Annotated in this window: 14 protein-coding genes; 12 read left to right on the top strand and 2 right to left on the bottom strand. The window is 59.4% G+C overall.

Going from position 1 to position 17317, the window contains the following annotated elements; translation table 11 throughout:
• Positions 1–146: 146 nt before the first annotated feature.
• The 8 genes from VDP81_RS10980 to VDP81_RS10945 all read left to right on the top strand — a co-directional run bounded on the left by VDP81_RS10980 (position 147) and on the right by VDP81_RS10945 (position 9784).
• Entirely contained in the window at positions 147–1133 is a 987-nt protein-coding gene (locus tag VDP81_RS10980) for a helix-turn-helix domain-containing protein (protein ID WP_322996308.1), read from the top strand.
• A gap of 176 nt (positions 1134–1309) precedes the next feature.
• Positions 1310–1822 carry a TRAP transporter small permease subunit gene (locus VDP81_RS10975; protein WP_322996307.1) on the top strand — a complete coding sequence of 171 codons (513 nt, stop codon included), beginning with the start codon at positions 1310–1312 and terminating at the stop codon, positions 1820–1822.
• Complete coding sequence (locus VDP81_RS10970; RefSeq protein WP_322996306.1) at positions 1819–3147, top strand: TRAP transporter large permease; 1329 nt, start codon at positions 1819–1821, stop codon at positions 3145–3147. The genes VDP81_RS10975 and VDP81_RS10970 overlap by 4 nt, the downstream gene beginning before the upstream one ends.
• Before the next feature lie 77 nt (positions 3148–3224).
• Positions 3225–4271 (top strand): TRAP transporter substrate-binding protein, encoded by a 1047-nt coding sequence (locus tag VDP81_RS10965; RefSeq protein WP_322996305.1) that lies wholly within the window; start codon positions 3225–3227, stop codon positions 4269–4271.
• Between the two features lie 74 nt (positions 4272–4345).
• The gene (locus VDP81_RS10960; protein WP_322996304.1) at positions 4346–5728 is read left to right on the top strand and encodes a glutamine synthetase; all 1383 of its coding nucleotides are present in this window, start codon (positions 4346–4348) and stop codon (positions 5726–5728) included.
• A gap of 22 nt (positions 5729–5750) precedes the next feature.
• Entirely contained in the window at positions 5751–7136 is a 1386-nt protein-coding gene (locus tag VDP81_RS10955; protein WP_323012316.1) for an aldehyde dehydrogenase family protein, read from the top strand.
• A gap of 12 nt (positions 7137–7148) precedes the next feature.
• Positions 7149–8312 (top strand): iron-containing alcohol dehydrogenase, encoded by a 1164-nt coding sequence (locus tag VDP81_RS10950; RefSeq protein WP_322996302.1) that lies wholly within the window; start codon positions 7149–7151, stop codon positions 8310–8312.
• Positions 8313–8314: 2 nt separating this feature from the next.
• Complete coding sequence (locus tag VDP81_RS10945; RefSeq protein WP_322996301.1) at positions 8315–9784, top strand: M81 family metallopeptidase; 1470 nt, start codon at positions 8315–8317, stop codon at positions 9782–9784.
• Here VDP81_RS10945 and hisN read toward each other — a convergent pair.
• Positions 9771–10580, bottom strand: a complete 810-nt coding sequence (hisN, locus tag VDP81_RS10940) for a histidinol-phosphatase (protein WP_323012315.1) — start codon at positions 10578–10580, stop codon at positions 9771–9773. The two genes, VDP81_RS10945 and hisN, sit on opposite strands and share 14 nt — an antisense overlap.
• A gap of 201 nt (positions 10581–10781) precedes the next feature.
• Here hisN and VDP81_RS10935 point away from each other — a divergent pair, with 201 nt between their 5' ends.
• From VDP81_RS10935 to VDP81_RS10920, 4 genes are all read left to right on the top strand, one after another.
• Positions 10782–11798, top strand: coding sequence for an ABC transporter substrate-binding protein (locus VDP81_RS10935; protein ID WP_322996299.1), 1017 nt, complete (start codon positions 10782–10784; stop codon positions 11796–11798).
• A gap of 116 nt (positions 11799–11914) precedes the next feature.
• Positions 11915–12925, top strand: coding sequence for an ABC transporter ATP-binding protein (locus VDP81_RS10930; protein ID WP_322996298.1), 1011 nt, complete (start codon positions 11915–11917; stop codon positions 12923–12925).
• Between the two features lie 9 nt (positions 12926–12934).
• Positions 12935–14632, top strand: coding sequence for an ABC transporter permease subunit (locus VDP81_RS10925; protein WP_322996297.1), 1698 nt, complete (start codon positions 12935–12937; stop codon positions 14630–14632).
• Position 14633: 1 nt separating this feature from the next.
• Positions 14634–15398, top strand: coding sequence for a DeoR/GlpR family DNA-binding transcription regulator (locus VDP81_RS10920; RefSeq protein WP_322996296.1), 765 nt, complete (start codon positions 14634–14636; stop codon positions 15396–15398).
• Here the strand turns inward: VDP81_RS10920 and VDP81_RS10915 are convergent.
• Positions 15390–17291: a diguanylate cyclase gene (locus VDP81_RS10915; protein WP_323012314.1), complete on the bottom strand. Its 1902-nt coding sequence runs from the start codon at positions 17289–17291 to the stop codon at positions 15390–15392. The genes VDP81_RS10920 and VDP81_RS10915 overlap by 9 nt on opposite strands.
• Between the last annotated feature and the right edge of the window lie 26 nt (positions 17292–17317).

Genomic DNA, 17317 nt, shown 5'->3' with positions numbered 1-17317 from the left:
TCCCTGATGTAAACAGGGTCAAATCTGATGAATTTCGCAGGTATTCTTTATATAGTGATATATGTATATGGCCAAAACATGTGGTTCAAGGAATGAAAATCGCCTGTAGGCCGGTCTATTACCTCCGCTCTTAAGGTGGTTCCACCATGGTCATGTGTCTTGCCGACAACCCAGAAGCACAACCACACCGAGCCCGGCGCAGGACACGCACCGCCCGCGACGCCGATGACCACGCCCATAATCTCAGCCAATGGGAACAAAGCTATGACCAGTTTTCTTCTGGATGCTTCGAGGGCCAGCTGACAGAGCTCTGGCTGCCCAACCTGCAACTATTCCAGGAATCCGCCAACCAGGCCCTGCACCAATCCTGCGCGGCCTGGGCAGATTCGCTTTGGTTTGGCCTGCCGACCCCGCACAGCGCGCTGTCCCGACTGGATGCCCAGCCGATTCCCGACGACACCTTGCTGTTTCGGCCAGGGGGCCGCCAATTCGAACTATCCACCCCGAAAGACTACGATATCTTCGGTATCGTCATCAACCAGGAATTGCTGCGGGCACACATTCCCCCCGAAGACAGCCAAATCACAGATTTGCTGCAAGAAGGCGGCACGCTGAACATCGCCCCCGACCTGTACAGGAAAATGCTGCATACCCTGAAGCAGGCCTTGTTTGCCACCGGCGAACACCACGCCGATATTTCTCCGGACGACTTGCAGGAATCCATCCTGGAATTGCTTTGCACTGCCTTGAGCCAAGGCGTACAGCCCCCGACCGGGGCGCATTATTCCCGCATCCGCCACAGCCGTCAAATCGTCCAGCAAGCCCGCGATCTGGTGCTATCCCAGGCCAACCAGCGGCTGTCCATCGCTGAAATCTGCCGCCATTTGCACATCAGCAGACGTGCGCTGCAATACAGCTTCCAGACCGTCGTCGGGCTTTCTCCACTGGCCTACTTACGCATCCTGAAGCTCAATCAGGTACGACGCAAGCTGCATAATGCGCAGGATATCTCTGGCCGTGTCACCCAGGTGGCCACCACCTGGGGCTTCGAACACCTGGGCCAGTTCTCGCAGGACTATCGCCAATTATTCGGCGAGACCCCGTCCGCCACCCTGCGCAACTTCCAGCCCTAGGGATATCCCTGGTTTTGCCAAAATCCGACAAGGATTTGCCAAATTCTGATAATTCCATGCCGATTCTTGACAATCGCATGCCGTTTTTGGATAGGCACAGCCCTCAGCGCACGCAATCATAAACCTCATCAGAAAACGACAGGGGCCAAGCAGCCGACTGTCTCAGGAGGAGGCGCGTGCCACACGTCATCAAGCTCTATGTGCGCTGGGTAGACCGGATCAACCGGGTCATCGGGCGTTTTTCCATGTACTTCGTGCTGGTCATGATGGTCGGATTTTTATATTCGGCCTTCATGCGCATGGCATTCGACATCTATTTCAACTGGATGATGGAAAGCGCCCAATTCCTGTTATCCGCCTACTACCTGCTGGGCGGCGGCTATTCCATGCAAATCCATGCGCACGTGCGCATGGACCTGCTGTATTCCCGCTGGAGCGCCCGCACCCGGGCCTGCGTCGATATGGTCACGATCTGGTTGGTGGTGGTTTTTCTGGTGTTCCTGCTGCTGGGCGGAATCTCCAGCTCGGAATACGCCCTGGTCAACGACCAACGCAACTACACCGCCTGGGCCCCTCCGATGGCCCCCATCAAGATCATCATGACCTTCGGCATCTTCATGATGCTGTTGCAAACCTTGGCCACTTTTTTTCGTGATCTGGCCACTGCGATTGGGAAGTCCATCGAATGAGCCACGAACTGATCACCCTCACCATGTTTTCATCGCTGCTGGTGCTGATGACCACCGGGCAGCGCGTCTACGGCATCGTCGGCTTCATCGGTGCGACCTCGGCCTATTTTTTGTGGGGCGGCAATGATATAGAAATGCCGTTCAACGCCACCTTCACCGTGCTGAACTGGTACGCCCTGCTGACCCTGCCTCTGTTCATCTTCATGGGCTTCATGCTGTCGGAATCCGGCCTGGCCGCCAAGCTATACCGCATGTTCCACGTCTGGATGGGGGGCATGCCCGGCGGCCTGGGCATCGGCACCATTGGCCTGATGGTGTTGATTTCTGCCATGAACGGCCTGAGCGTTGCCGGCATGGCAATCGGTGCCAGCGTCGCCCTGCCCCAGATGATGAAGCGCGGCTACGACAAGGTCATGGTCACCGGCGTCATCCAGGCGGGTAGTTCCCTGGGCATCCTGATTCCACCCAGCATCGTGCTGGTGTTGTACGCCATGATCGCCCGTCAGCCCGTGCTGCAGCTATGGATCGCCGGCATTTTGCCCGGGCTGTTGATGGCCGCTCTGTTCACGCTTTACATCTACATCCGCTGCCGCCTGAACCCGGAGCTTGGTCCTCCGCTGTCGCTGGAAGAACGCCAGGCAGCGGAACCGGAAAAATGGCGCTTGCTGGGTGAAGGCATCCTGCCGATTTTGATCTTCGCCATCATGATGGGCTGCTTCATGACCGGCGTGACCAGCCTGGTGGAAACCTCTGCCCTGGGGGCGGGGCTGGCCACGCTGGCTGCCGCCCTGAAAGGCCGCCTGAACCACAAGATCATGGAATCCTGCCTGCGCCAGACCCTTAGCGTCAGCTGCATGTTCATGTGGATCATTCTGGCGGCCCTCTGTTTCGGTGCGGTATACGACGGACTGGGCGCCATCAAGGCCATTGAAAAACTATTCTTGAGTGAGTGGGGTTTCGATCGCTGGACCATCCTGATCATCATGATGCTGTCCTTCATCGTGCTGGGGATGTTCCTGGACGATACCGCCATGCTGGTGATCGTGGCGCCCCTGTATATCCCGCTGGTCAAGGCGCTGGGCTTCAGCCCGATCTGGTTCGGCATCCTGTACACGGTCACGTGTCAGCTGGCCTACATCATCCCGCCATTTGGCTACAACCTGTTCCTGATGCGGGCCATGGCGCCCCCCGAAATCACCATCATCGACATTTATAAATCCATCGTCCCTTTTGCCATTCTGATGATGATTACCCTGGCCATCCTGATGATCTTCCCGGAGATCACCCTGTGGCTGCCCGACATGTATTCAAACCGCGCTCGCTAGGCCCTCGGCCTGCGAAGCAGCACATAAGGTGACGCGGCGCGGCGCCTCACCCAACCCAGTAACGGAGGTCAGAGACAATGACTCAACGACGTGAATTCCTGAAACTCGCGGGCGGCGCGGCCCTGGGGGCCAGCGCCATTGCGGCACCAGCCATCGTACGCGCCCAGGCGCCCATCAAGTGGCGGCTACAGACCTATGCCGGACCAGCCCTGGCCGAGCATGTCATCAAACCCTCCATCGACGCCTTCAACAAGGCCGCCAATGGCGAGATGGAAATCGAACTGTATACCGCCGATCAGTTGGTGCCCCAGGGCGAACTGTTCCGGGCAGTGCAAAAGGGCACCATCGATGCTGCCCAAAGCGATGACGACTCCATGGCCGCCCCGGTGGACGTGGCTATCTTTGCCGCGTACTTTCCGCTGGCTTCCCGCTACAGCCTGGATGTGCCTGCCCTGTGGAACTGGTACGGCCTGAACGATATCTGGAAAGAAGCCTACAGTCAGGTTGAAAACGTGACCTGGCTGGGCACCGGCGCATGGGACCCCTGCAACATCGCCTCCACCAAACCGATCAAGTCGCTGAACGACCTGAAAGGCCTGCGCCTGTACACCTTCCCGACCGGTGGACGATTCTTGTCGCGCCTGGGGGTGGTGCCCGTCACCCTGCCCTATGAAGACGTGCAGGTCGCCTTGCAAACCGGCGAACTGGATGGTGTGTGCTGGTCCGGCATCACCGAGGTCTATACCGTAGGCTGGGCAGATGTGACCAAATACTACCTGACGAATAATGTCTCGGGAGCCTGGGCCGGGTCGTACATCGCCAACACCGAAAAATGGAACGCCGTGCCCGATCACCTGAAGGTGCTGTTCCAACTGGCCATGGACAGTTCACACTATTACCGCCAGCACTGGTACTGGTGGGGCGAAGCCCACTACCGCACTCAGGGCGGCAAGCTGGAATTGACCACCATTCCCGAGTCCGAATGGAAGGCCGTGGAAACCGAAGCGCATAAGTTCTGGGACGAAATCGCCGCCAAGAGTCCACGCAGTGCCAAGGTTGTGGACATCCTGAAGCAATATTCGGGCGTCATGGACAAGGCGGGGCCACCCTATCGGTTCTCGTGATTATTTAATCGGCAGGCTCGGGGGGCACGCAAAACAGCACCCCCCGTTTCATCGACGCGGCACAAAGGTGCAATATGCAAGAACGTACCATCCAGACTATTGAAGACGCCATCGCCCTGGTGTCCCAAAGCAGCCTCTCGCACATCAAGCTGGGGCTATCGGACATTGACGGCGTGATCCGTGGCAAGTACATGCGCAAGGATAAATTCATCAGTGCGCTGAAATCCGGCTTTGCGTTTTGCGACGTCGTCATGGGCTGGGATTCCAACGACGATCTATACGACAACACCACATTCACCGGCTGGCACACCGCCTACCCCGATGCGGCTGCTCGCATCGTGCCCAGCAGCTGCCGACGGCTGCCCCTGGAACGCAACGCCCAGGGCGAGGCCATGTTGTTTTTTATCGCCGAACTGGATGGGGCGGCTGCCCAGGTGTGTCCTCGTCGGCTGCTGCATCGCATCATCGACCGCGCAACTGATCTCGGTTTCGACGCCCATGCAGCCCTGGAATATGAGTTCTTCATGTTCGACGAGACCCCGGACTCCATCCGGGAAAAGCAATACCGCAACCTGAAAAACTGGACCCCTGGAAACTTCGGCTACTCGGTGCTGCGCAGCACGGTACACGCTGATTTCTACGAAGAACTGATGGACCTGTGCGAGCACATGGACATCCCGATTGAAAGCCTGCACACAGAAACCGGCCCCGGCGTGCTGGAGGCCGCGCTGGCCGTGGACCGAATCGAGCATGCGGCCGACAAAGGCCTGCTGTTCAAGACCTTCACCAAGGCATTGGCCGAGCAACAAGGCCTGATGGCAACTTTCATGGCGAAATGGTCTCATCATTATTCGGGCCAAAGCGGTCATATTCACCTCTCGTTGACCGACCGAAAAACCGGCGCCAATGTCTTTCACGACGCCAACGCAGAACACCACATGAGCCTCCTGCAGCATCAGTTTGCGGCAGGCCAACAGGCCTATATGCCAGAACTGATGGCCATGTATGCCCAGACCATCAACAGCTATACCCGCCTGGTGCCCGGATACTGGGCACCGCTGGAAGCCAGCCTGGGCATAGAAAACCGCACGACGGCGCTGCGCATCATCCCAGGCGGCCCACAAGCGCAGCGGATCGAAGTCCGGATTGGTTCTGCCGATGCCAATCCCTATATCGCCCTGGCAGCAGCGCTGGGCTCTGGATTGATGGGCATCGAACAAAAGCTGGTGCCCACTTTTACCACCGGGAACGCCTACACCCAGACCTTCCCCAACGAGATCAAATTCCCAAGCACGCTCTGGGATGCGGCCCAGCGCCTGCGCCAATCCCAGGTGGCGCGCACCTTATTCGGCGACCCCTTCGTCGATCACATGGTCGCCACTCGGGAATGGGAAGAACGCAAGTTCCGCGAGTACGTCACCGACTGGGAACTCCAGCGCTACTTCGAAATCATCTGACCAACCAGGAAACCCGTTCACCATGAGCGAACTCATCACCATCAGCCCCATCGATGGGCAAGAACTCCTACGGCGACCACACGCCACCGATGCCGACCTGGACCGGATCAGCCACGCCGCCCGCCATGCCCAGACCGACTGGGCGCGCCAGCCGCTATCAGCACGGATCGCACTGCTGGAAAAAGCCATCCATACCGTCCTGGAGCGCAGCGAGACCTTTGCCCGTTCAATTACCGAACAAATGGGCCGCCCCATCAGCCAGGCCCCCGGCGAGCTGCGTGGCTTTGCTGAACGCGGACGTTACATGCTGTCGGTGGCGCAAGAGGCCCTGGCCCCGCTGGCGCTGCCCGCCAAGGACAACTTGCAACGTGCCATCGAACGCGAGCCCGTCGGGGTGGTCCTGACCATCGCCCCCTGGAACTACCCATTATTGACGGCAGTCAACAGCATTATCCCGGCCCTGGCCGCTGGCAACTCGGTCATCCTGAAGCACTCGGACCAGACCCCGCTATGCGCGGAACAACTGGTGCAGGCCTTTACCGATGCGGGCCTGCCCGCCGGGCTATTCCAGTACATCCATGCAACCCACGAAGCCATTCGCAAGCTGATCCAGTCGCCAGCCATCGACTATGTGGCCTTCACGGGCTCCGTCCGGGGCGGCGCCGCAGTCGAAGAAGCCTCCGTGGGCCGATTTATCGGCCGCGGACTGGAACTGGGCGGCAACGACCCGGCCTATGTCCGCGCCGATGCCGATCTCAATCAAGCTGTCGAGACCCTGGTGGACGGCGCCTTTTTCAATTCTGGGCAGTCCTGCTGCGGCATCCAGCGGATTTATGTCGATCAGTCGCGCTATCAGGCATTCGTCGATCAGGCCGTCGCCCTGACGGAACAATACCGGCTGGGCGATCCGCTGGACCCGCATACCAACCTGGGACCGGTGGTGCGCCAGCGCGCTGCCGAGGAGATCCGCGGCGCGATCCAGCAATCCATCAGCCTGGGCGCACGCAACTGCATCAATCCGGAACATTTTGGCATGGCGCGGCCCGGCAGCACCTACCTGGCCCCCAGCATCCTGACCCAGGTGAACCACGACATGCCGGTCATGAACGAAGAATGCTTCGGCCCGGTCGTCAGCATCATGCCGGTCTCGACGGATCAGCAGGCCCTGGACCTGATGAACGACTGCCGCTACGGCCTGACCGCCGCTATCTTTACTCAGGACATGGATGCTGCCCGACATCTGGGACAACAACTGCAGACCGGCACGGTCTTCATGAATCGCTGCGACTACCTGGACCCGGCGCTGGCCTGGACCGGCGTCAAGAATACCGGCCACGGAATTTCTCTTTCCATCTATGGATATCACATGTTGACCCGCGTGAAGTCCTACCACTTCCGCGCCCTGTAGGAGACCTGCGTCATGACCAATCTGACTGTCAACTGGAACTACCCAACCGCCATCAAGGCCGGGCCCGGACGCATCCGGGAACTGCCCGAGCACTGCAAAAACCTGGGCATGCGCCGCCCCCTGCTGATCACCGACCCGGGGCTGGCCAGCCTGTCAATCGTTGCAGATGCGGTCCAGGCCTGCCAGGACGCAGGGCTGAACTGCGGGCTTTTTGCCCACATCAAGGGCAACCCCACCGGCCAGAACGTGGTTGACGGGGTTGCTGCCTTTCACCAGGGTAGCCACGACGGCGTGATCGCCTTCGGGGGCGGCTCGGCCCTGGACGCCGCCAAAGCCATCGCCCTGATGGTCGGACAAGACCGGCCACTGTGGGACTTCGAGGACATCGGCGACAACTACACCCGCGTGAAGACCAGCGGCATGGCCCCGGTCGTGGCGGTCCCCACCACGGCAGGCACGGGCTCTGAGGTAGGCCGGGCGTCGGTTATCACCGACGACGAAGCCCATGTCAAACGCATTATTTTTCATGCCCACATGCTGCCTGCCGTCGTCATCCTGGATGCCGAGCTGACTACAGCCCTGCCCGCCCGGCTGACCGCCGCCACCGGCATGGATGCCCTGTCGCATAACCTGGAAGCCCTTTGTTCTCCGATGCATCACCCCATGGCCGTCGGCATCGGCATGGAGGGCAGCCGATTGGTGCATGCATACCTGAAACGCGCCGTAGACAATGGTGCCGACCTGGAAGCCCGGCACCACATGCTGGTGGCCTCCAGCATGGGGGCCACCGCATTCCAGAGGGGCCTGGGTGCCATGCATGCCCTGGCTCATCCATTAGGGGCGCTATACGATGCGCACCACGGGATGTTGAACGCTATCCTGATGCCCTATGTCCTGAAGGCCAACGAGTCGGTGATTTCCGACACCATGACCAGGTTGGCCCGCTATCTGGGGCTGGAAAAACCCAGCTTCAGCGCTACCCTGGACTGGGTTCTGGCCCTCAGGGAATCCATCCACATCCCCCACAGCCTGACGGAAATCGGCATCCCCGGCGACGCAGTCGGCAAGGTCGGCGCTCTGGCGGTGCAGGACGGATCCGCTGCCACCAACCCCATCGCCTTCACGCCGGCGCAATACGACGCCATCCTGAGCGACGCCATCCAGGGGAAGCTATAGCCATGGCACGCATCGGCATCCTGGGGTTTCTGCACGAAACCAATACCTTCGCGCCCGGCCCCACGGTGTTGGAACGCTTCATCGAAGCGGACGCCTGGCCAGGCCTGGTCGAAGGCCAGGCGCTGCTGGCCGCTACCCAGGACATGAATCTTGCGGTCAGCGGCTTTATTGCAGCCATGCAACCGGACGGACACGAGCTGGTGCCACTGCTCTGGTGCTCGGCCAACCCGTCCGGCCCCGTATCCGACACGGCCTTTGAGCACATCGTTGCACGCCTGGAAACCCTGTTGCGACTATCCGGCCCACTGGATGCCCTGTTTCTGGACCTGCACGGTTCGATGGTGACCGAGACCCTGGACGACGCCGAAGGCGTCTTGCTGCAGCGACTGCGCACCATCACCGGCCCCCACCTGCCCTATGTCGCGGCCCTGGACTTTCATGCCATCATCACCCAGGCCATGGTCGACCAGACCCAGGCCATGGTGGCTTATCACAGCTACCCGCATGTAGACATGGCCGCCACAGGAGCCCGCGCCGCACAAATGCTGCGACGGATACTGGCGGGCGAAGTGTTTCACGCTGCATGGCACAAGCTGGATTTCCTGGTCTCGATGCCCTGGCAAAGCACCCTGGGCGACGAGCCCGCAGGGCAGATCATGGCCCAGGGACGCGCCCTGGAAGCCCCTGATCGGCCCGAGGTCCAGTTCATCCCGGGTTTCCCCAATTCCGACACGCCAGCATCCGGGCCTGCCGTCCTGGCCTACGCCATCAGCCCCGAACTGGCCCAGGCAGGCGCAGACGCGCTGCTGGCACAGGTCCGACGGCACCAGTCTGCTTTCTGCGGACACCTGCATACCCCGCAGGCAGCGCTGCAGGCCGCTGCCGCACACCCGGCAGCCCGTTATATCCTGGCGGATACGCAAGACAATCCGGGCGGCGGCGGGGCAGGCGATACAACGGGAATCGCGCAGGCCCTGCTGGCTCATGGTATTTCGAATGCCGCAGTGGCCTTGCTGTGTGATGCCGATTTCGCGCAGGCTGCCCACCAGGCCGGCGTGGGCGCCATCCTGAACATGACACTGGGTGGCCGCAGCAGCCCCGGGGGCCCGCCGCTGCCCGGCCCCTACGAGGTGCTGGCGCTGGGCAGCGGCCAATTGACCGGCACCGGACCGTTTTACTTGGGCTGCCGGATGGACCTGGGCCCGATGACACGCGTGCGCGTACAGGGAACTGATCTAGAAATCCTGGTATCCAGCCGCAAGCAACAAGCAGCTGACCAGGCCATGTTCCATCACCTGGGGGCCGACCCACGCGATTACCGGATTCTAGTGCTGAAAAGCTCAGTCCATTTTCGCGCAGATTTCGGCGCCCTGGCCGACCACATCCTGGTGGTTCAATCACCTGGCGCGAATACCGCCGACCTGCATGCATTGCCCTATACCCGACTGCGCCCCGGGGTCAACATCCTGTAGCTTGGGCGGTCAGCCGCGCCAATGCCTGTCGGTGCAATACGGCATTGGCCGCTGCGACGACCCGGCCATCCGACCCAAGCCCAAGGGGCTGCCCTTGCCAATCCGTGATGACCCCTCCGGCCTCCTGGATCAGGGGAATCAGGGGCAGATAGTCATAAGGCATCAGGCGTGTCTCGACCACCAGATCCACATACCCACTGACCAACAAGGCATAGGCATAGCAATCCCCTCCAAAACGACGCAAATGCACCGCCTTGCTCAAGTGTTCGAAGGCTTGCAGATCCGCATCAGAAAACAAGTCCGGCGACGTGGATTGCAACACTGCCTGCGCCAGATCTGTCGTCTTGCTGGTCCGGCAGCGCTCACCATTGAGCCAGCAGCCGCGCCCACGCACCGCCACCCAACGCTCGGCCATGTAGGGAATATCCACAATGCCAATCAAAGGCTGCTGCTGGTGCAGCACCGCCAGCAAGCAGCCCCACAAGGGATTGCCGGTGATGAAGCTGCGGGTGCCATCAATCGGATCGATCGACCACAAGACCTCGGCATCGCCCGCCTGCATGCCGAATTCCTCGCCCAGCAGGCCGTGGTTTGGGTAGCGTCTGGCAATTTCGTCCCGCAAAAACGCTTCGACCCCCCGATCCGCCACCGTCACGGGGCTGTCATCCGCCTTGAGCTCGATATCCGGCTGATGGCGAAACCAGCGCAGGGCAATGGTACGCGCCTGACTCGCAAGGCCCTGTGCAAAATCAAGCACTTCGTCTGTCCAAACCGGTTCCACAGATGGCATATGCATTTCAGTCTCCTGAAAAAAGGGTGCGGCGTGCGCGTAAAAAGTATTCTCCAAGGTATTGCTTATTTTTGCAACTTTCCACAAAATAACAACATGCAGTGTATTTGATTGACCGCTTGCGAGGCTGTCACAAGCACGTATCCTCCAGGCGACTTCCCACCGATCCGGCCCAGACCGGCTCTTTCACAACAGCAGGAGACATACATGCAACGCTTCCTCAAAACCCCTCTGGCTGCTGCAACGGCGCTGCTCTGCGTCGGCTTAATGCAGACTGCGTACGCCAAGCCCCTGACCATCTACACCGCCCTGGAGGATGACGAAGTCACGGACTACATGGCAGCCGCAAAGATCGCCATGCCGGATGTGCAATTCCATGTATTACGCCTCTCCACAGGCGATATGGCGGCACGGCTGCTGGCAGAAATGAAGAATCCACGCGCCGAAGTCATCTGGGGATTTGCCGTCACCAACATGCTGGATCCCCGCATCCATGGCGAGCTGATTCAGTACGAACCGGAAGCAGCTAAAAAATTGCCGGCAATCTACCGTGGCAAAGACGGCACATGGTTCGCCGCGACGGGCTACATGGCAGCGTTCTGTGCCAACACAGAGCGACTGAAATCCAAAAACCTGCCCGTACCCACCTCCTGGGAAGACCTGACGAAACCCATTTACAAAGACGAGATCGTCATGCCGAATCCAGCGGCGTCCGGCACGGGCTGGCTGCAAATTGCCGCCATCCTGCAAGGCCTGGGCGACGAGAAAGGCTGGGAACTGATCACCGACTTGAACAAAAACATCGCCCAGTACACCAGCTCTGGCTCTAAACCCTGCAAAATGGCCCGCACCGGCGAATACGCAATCGGGATCTCATTTGCCTTTCCCGCCATGCAGTCGATCGAAGCTGGCTTTCCTGTGGAAATGGTCATCCCTTCCAAGTGGGTCGGCTACGAGCTTGAGGCCTCGGGGATTGTCAAAACCGCCAAGAACCCTGAAGACGCCAAGCGATTCCTGGACTGGACACTATCGCCAGAAGCCGCCGGCCTATACAAGAAATACAAGGAAATCGTGACCATCCCCGGCGCTGAACCCTCCGAACAGTTACGCCGGGCGGGCCTGCCCACCGACGTCGACAAGATTCTCTATCCCATCGACTTCGAGAAATCAGCCGCTGAACGTGCTGAAGTCCTGAAGAAATGGCAGCAGGTCACTGCGCGCTAACACCCACCAGGCGCTGAACCTGACCCGACCCACAGCGACAACCCAGAAGCCGGTCGGTTCAGCGCTTCCCCCATCCATCCAGGCCAGGCAAGTGCCAGGCCGCCTCGGAGGGCCTTATGAGCCTGGAAATCTCCCATGTACAAAAATCATTCGACGACTTTCAAGCACTCAAAGACATCAACCTGACGGTCGGCCCGCATGATTTTGTCTGCCTGCTAGGGCCTAGCGGCTGCGGCAAAACGACCTTGCTGAGAATCATCGCCGGACTGCTGCAGGCCGACGGCGGCACGCTGACCTTCGACGGGCAGGATCTCAGTCAAATGCCCCCACGCAGCCGCAATTTTGGGATTGTCTTTCAGTCGTATTCCCTGTTTCCCAACATGACGGTCCGTGAAAATATCGCTTATGGCCTGCGCATCCGCAAAGAACCCTCTGCCCAGATCCGCCAACGGGTCGACGAGCTATTACAGCTGATCCGTGTCCCGGATTTGGCGGACCGATTTCCCTGGCAGCTATCCGGCGGTCAGCAGCAACGGGTAGCGCTGGCCCGCGCCCTGGCCGTCAATCCCCGCTTGATCCTGCTGGACGAGCCCCTATCCGCCCTGGATGCGCGCGTGCGCAACGACATGCGGCGTGAAATCCTCGATGTGCAGCGCCGCTTGAAAATCCCCACCATCATGGTCACACATGACCAGGAAGAAGCACTGATGCTGGCCGATACCGTCGTCTGCATGAACAATGGCCAGATCGAGCAAGTCGGACCGCCCCAGACGCTGTATCACGCGCCCAAAACCCGCTTCGTGGCCGACTTCATTGGCCTGAGCAACCTGCTGCCCCGCGACTGGATCGGCACTTATGCACCGGATGCCACAGCGCGGCAATCCACGCAACTCCCCGCCGCCGATGCGCTGTTGTGCATTCGTCCTGAACACATCCAGTTAATCCCAGATACCAGCGGGCCGGCCACCATCAAGAACATCACCTTCCTGGGCAATCTGTGCCGCATGACCTTGTACTGGGGAGGCCGCGAGTTGGTGGTCGAACAGCATGCATGCACAGACATCCACGAAGGCCAACAAGTACGCCCCGCGATCCGCCCCGGCCAAGGCTGCTGGGTGACCCCCTAGGAAACCGCCATGAATGCTTCTCAGACGGCCCCCCTGTCCCGCAACAGCAGCCAGTGGCAACTGCCGATATCACCGGAACAACTGCTTACCTGGGTTTGCGTCGGGATCCCAACCCTGGCGCTGATTCTGTTTTTCGGCTACCCGCTGTTGACCATCTTTTGGCAAAGCTTCATCCAATATGACGGCACCATGGGGCTGGATAACTATGCATCCATCACCTCTACACCCGGGCTGGTGACGGCCGGGGTCAACAGCCTCGCCATCAGCGTCAGCACAACCTTGATCTGCCTGGTCCTGGGGTTTCCCATGGCTTACGCCATCGAACGCTGCGCGATCTTTGGCAAACCCTGGGTCAGACTCAGCTTGCTGCTGCCCCTGTTGGCGCCGTCGCTGGTTCAGGGGCTTGGGCTGCTGTTTTTGTTGGGCCGCAATGGATTGCTGTTCCGTTGGACCGGGATCGAGCAGAACATCTACGGCTACTGGGGCCTGCTGTTGTCCGACGTGTTCTACGCACTGCCACAAGCCATCATGATTATTCAGGCCGCACTGCGCAACGCCGATGCACGCTACTACGATGCAGCCACTGTCATGGGTGCCACGCCGTTGCAGCAGTTTTTCCATGTCACCCTGCCCAACTGTAAATTCGGCTTGCTTAGTGCTGGATTCGTGGTCTTCACGATCACCATCACAGACTTTGGCAACGCAGCGGTGATTGCGGGCGACTATCGCGTGCTGGCCACCGAAATTTTCAATCAGGTATCCGGCCAGCAGAACTTCGGCATGGGTTCGGTCGTGGGCATCATCCTGCTGTTGCCCGCCCTGGTCTCGGTCTACATAGAACGCGTGGCCACACAGAAGCAGTTTGGCGGAAGCTCGGAAAACCGCATCCCCATGAAACCCGAGCCGTCACGCTGGCGGGATCTCGTCCTGGGATCGATCACCCACGTCACCTGCCTGGCGATCTGGGCCATTATTGTCGTGGTGGTCTTCGCCAGCTTCGTCAAGCTATGGCCCTATAACATGACCCTGACGCTGGCCAACTTCGATATCAATATTTCCACCGGCTACCAGCCAATCTGGACCACCTTGTATGTCTCCATCGTGGCGGCCCTGGTCGGCATCGTGCTGCTGTTTCTACTGGCCTATGGCGTACGCAGCCTGAAGGGCCGCCTGGCCAAGGCGGTTTACTTGTTGGCGGTGCTGCCCGTCGGCGTCCCCGGTCTGGTCATGGGCTTATCGTACATTTTTGCCTTCAATGACCCAGCCTATCCCCTGCACTGGATGTACGGCACGGCCATCCTGATTGCCCTGTGTAATTTCTACCATTACCACACCCAAGGGTTCCTGACGATGGCGACGGGCATGCGCATGGTGCCGCCCGCCCTGGAAGAAGCCGCAGCCTGCCTGGGAGGCCGCGCCCGGCATATCATGGCGGATGCCATTTTTCCAATCATCGCGCCCACGATCATGGCGGTTTTCTTCTTCTTGTTCATGCGCTCCATGGTGACTTTATCCGCCGTCATCTTCTTGGTTACCCCGGAATTGAATATGGCGGCTGTTTCGGTCATGCACCTGAACGAATCTGGCTTTGTATCCCAGGCAGCGGCCTTTTCCACCATCATCATCCTGGTGGTGTCAGTGGCGATGCTGATGATGCGTGCGCTGGTACATTATGTCCGTCCCAACCTGAACGCAGGAGTCAACTGATATGTGGGCAGAAGCACGCCATCAAAAAATCCGTTCGCTGCTGCAACGACATGAACATATCTCTACAGAAGACACCATGCATGAACTGGGTGTCTCACGCGAGACCGTCAGGCGGGACTTCCTGGAGCTGGAAGCCCTGGGCCTGCTGCAGCGTGTGCATGGCGGCGCACGCCACCTGAGCGACGAGCCGCCACTGGATAAACGCAATACCATCCATGTGGCTGCGAAAAAAACTATCGCCCGGGTGGTGGCCCAGCAACTGCGCACGCCCCTGACCTTATTCATGGATGCGGGCAGCACGACCACTATTCTGGCACGCGAGCTGGCACAACTCAGCGGCCTGACCTTGATTACCAATTCCCTAAGTGCCGCAGCATGCTTCACCGAAGCCAGATCGGTGCCCGATAATCAAGTATTCATCCTGCCCGGCACGCTGAACGCTGAACTCTTTTCCACCTCTGGTTCATCCACCATTCTGAAAATTCAGGATTTCCACGCCGACATCGCCCTGCTGTCGCCAGTTGCGGTCAATGCACAACAAGGCGCAGCCAGTTTCCTGCACGACGAGGCAATCATCGCCCGCGCCATGTCGGCAAAGGCCAATGAAACCTGGATTTTGGCCGACCACAGCAAGATCGGCACAGCCAGCCGCGAAACCTACTGCCCGGCCAAACACATACACCGGCTGTACACCAACCAGGCCGCGCAAGGCACAGACGGTCTTGAGGCCTTGCGTCGTCAGGTGGGTCAGGTGATCCTAGCCTGACGAAGCCGCAGACACCTGGCAATCTCGTCCCCGGGCCTTGGCCTGGTACAGATAAGTGTCGGCCCGTCTGAACAGGACTTGCGCTGTGTCTCCAGCCTGCCAGGCCGCCAGCCCGGCGCTCAGGGTAATCTGAAGCTGGCTGCCATCAGGCAAAGTCACCTGATGCCGACGAATATGATCCAGCAAGCGATCAACCAGCGCAATGGCGCCATCCAGCGCTGTCCCCGGCATCAGGACGACGAACTCCTCGCCGCCAAAGCGGCCTAGAACGTCTGCCTGGCGACGCAACAGATTACGCAAAACTTCCGCCACCCACTGCAACGCCACATCACCGGCATCATGCCCATGAATGTCGTTGACCCGCTTGAAATGATCCAGATCGAAAATCACCAGCACCAGCCGAAAATCGGCGGATCGTTCGCTCTGGCGCAAAAGCTGAGCCAGGGATTCATCCAGGCCCCGACGATTCAGCAATCCCGTCAGGGCGTCTCGTTGGCTCAGTGCCAGCAACTGCTGGTTGGCCTGCTCCAAAGCCCCCATGGTGGTCTCCAGGTCGGCAGTGCGCAACTGAACCTGCTGCTGCAATGAGCTGCGGGCTGCAGACTCGATCTGCAAGGCACGATCCATGAGTTCGCGCAACTGCATGACCTCGGCATAGGTCAGTAAAAAAATCTGGCTGCCCAAGGCGATCTGCATCCAGCGTTCCTGGGCTAAAAACCCAGGAATCAGGCCAAAGGCCGCCAATCCATACAACAGAAAGCCTGCAAAAAACAGCAGCCAGGAAAATAGGTATAAGCGCGCCATGCGCTCTCCGTGCAGGGCATGACGGATGCTGATGCCAAACATCAGCACCATGCTGGACAGGGCAAACACGGTATTGATCTTTGTGATCAACGCGTATGGCAGCCAAAAGCAGGCAAGCAACAAAACCAGCCCCAGGTAGAACAAGCCACGAATCGCCTGCGCCTGTCGCGGCCATGCCTGGCGGTTCACATCCAGAAAATGCCGGGTGAACAGCAACAGGCTGAGGATCGCCAGGACCTCTGTGAGTGGAATAGAAAGATTGGCCAGCCAGGGAAAATCCGGCCATAAATACTGAAACGTGAGGCCTGACATCGAGGTAATGAACAGGCCGGCACAGAGGACATACAGCGCATTGAAAAAAGGCTGCCAGATGCGCAAACGCACGAACAATACAAGATTGAACACCGCCAGCAGCAGCATGGCCCCCATGAACATGCCCTGGCCCAGGCTATGGGTCTGGGTGGTTTCCAGGGCGGCACGCGCCGTCGTCAGGGATAAAGGCAGATTCAGCGCGCCGTTGCTTTGTACCTGCAGCACAATCCCCAGCGACTGTCCTGGATCAAGATGCAAAGGCAGGAAAAACAGGCGGTGTTTGACTGGCCGGGCATCAAAGCGTACAGCATCGCCCATCCGCACAAAATCCAGCAACTTGGGAGCTGCCTGGAGGTCATCGGCACCCAGGTCAAATACCCAGAAATCCACCTGATCCAGCAAGGGATAATTAAGCTGCAAAAACCAGGTCCGATCTTGAGCGTCGGCGTTATGGACGGGAATATAGACCCAATAGGCTGCCTGTGTCTGGGCAAAGGCCAACTGATCCGCAGCGCGTTTCTGCATGGGCCAACGACCACTGAGCACATCCTGGGGAGTCAGGACATGATCATCATCCCGAACAAAGCACAAATCGGGCAGGGCTGGTGATTCAGTCTGCTGGACCGATAGTGAAATCATGTCACACAAGGCATGCAGCGGCTGCGCTTCAGCCAGGGGCAAGCGCAGGACCAACAAACACAGCCCCAACATAAACACGCCAACCCAGCCCCTGGCGGATCGGCCATGACGCGGGAATTGCTGAGACGGTCTCCCCATGCCGATCAGGATCCCATGAAACAGAT

It is taken from the genome of Castellaniella sp. (genome assembly GCF_034675845.1).
Taxonomy (GTDB): Bacteria; Pseudomonadota; Gammaproteobacteria; order Burkholderiales; family Burkholderiaceae_B; genus Castellaniella.
The sequence above is the reverse complement of the archived record's forward strand: the minus strand, read 5'-3'. Positions and strand labels throughout refer to the sequence as shown.

What these genes read in the sequence shown, in the direction of transcription:
- VDP81_RS10930 (WP_322996298.1), top strand. Translation starts at nt 11,915, where the DNA reads ATGAGCCTGGAAATCTCCCATGTACAAAAATCATTCGACGACTTTCAA.
- VDP81_RS10935 (WP_322996299.1), top strand. Translation starts at nt 10,782, where the DNA reads ATGCAACGCTTCCTCAAAACCCCTCTGGCTGCTGCAACGGCGCTGCTC.
- hisN (WP_323012315.1), bottom strand. Translation starts at nt 10,580, where the DNA reads ATGCATATGCCATCTGTGGAACCGGTTTGGACAGACGAAGTGCTTGAT.
- VDP81_RS10960 (WP_322996304.1), top strand. Translation starts at nt 4,346, where the DNA reads ATGCAAGAACGTACCATCCAGACTATTGAAGACGCCATCGCCCTGGTG.
- VDP81_RS10945 (WP_322996301.1), top strand. Translation starts at nt 8,315, where the DNA reads ATGGCACGCATCGGCATCCTGGGGTTTCTGCACGAAACCAATACCTTC.
- VDP81_RS10915 (WP_323012314.1), bottom strand. Translation starts at nt 17,291, where the DNA reads ATGGGGAGACCGTCTCAGCAATTCCCGCGTCATGGCCGATCCGCCAGG.
- VDP81_RS10965 (WP_322996305.1), top strand. Translation starts at nt 3,225, where the DNA reads ATGACTCAACGACGTGAATTCCTGAAACTCGCGGGCGGCGCGGCCCTG.
- VDP81_RS10955 (WP_323012316.1), top strand. Translation starts at nt 5,751, where the DNA reads ATGAGCGAACTCATCACCATCAGCCCCATCGATGGGCAAGAACTCCTA.
- VDP81_RS10970 (WP_322996306.1), top strand. Translation starts at nt 1,819, where the DNA reads ATGAGCCACGAACTGATCACCCTCACCATGTTTTCATCGCTGCTGGTG.
- VDP81_RS10980 (WP_322996308.1), top strand. Translation starts at nt 147, where the DNA reads ATGGTCATGTGTCTTGCCGACAACCCAGAAGCACAACCACACCGAGCC.
- VDP81_RS10920 (WP_322996296.1), top strand. Translation starts at nt 14,634, where the DNA reads ATGTGGGCAGAAGCACGCCATCAAAAAATCCGTTCGCTGCTGCAACGA.
- VDP81_RS10950 (WP_322996302.1), top strand. Translation starts at nt 7,149, where the DNA reads ATGACCAATCTGACTGTCAACTGGAACTACCCAACCGCCATCAAGGCC.
- VDP81_RS10925 (WP_322996297.1), top strand. Translation starts at nt 12,935, where the DNA reads ATGAATGCTTCTCAGACGGCCCCCCTGTCCCGCAACAGCAGCCAGTGG.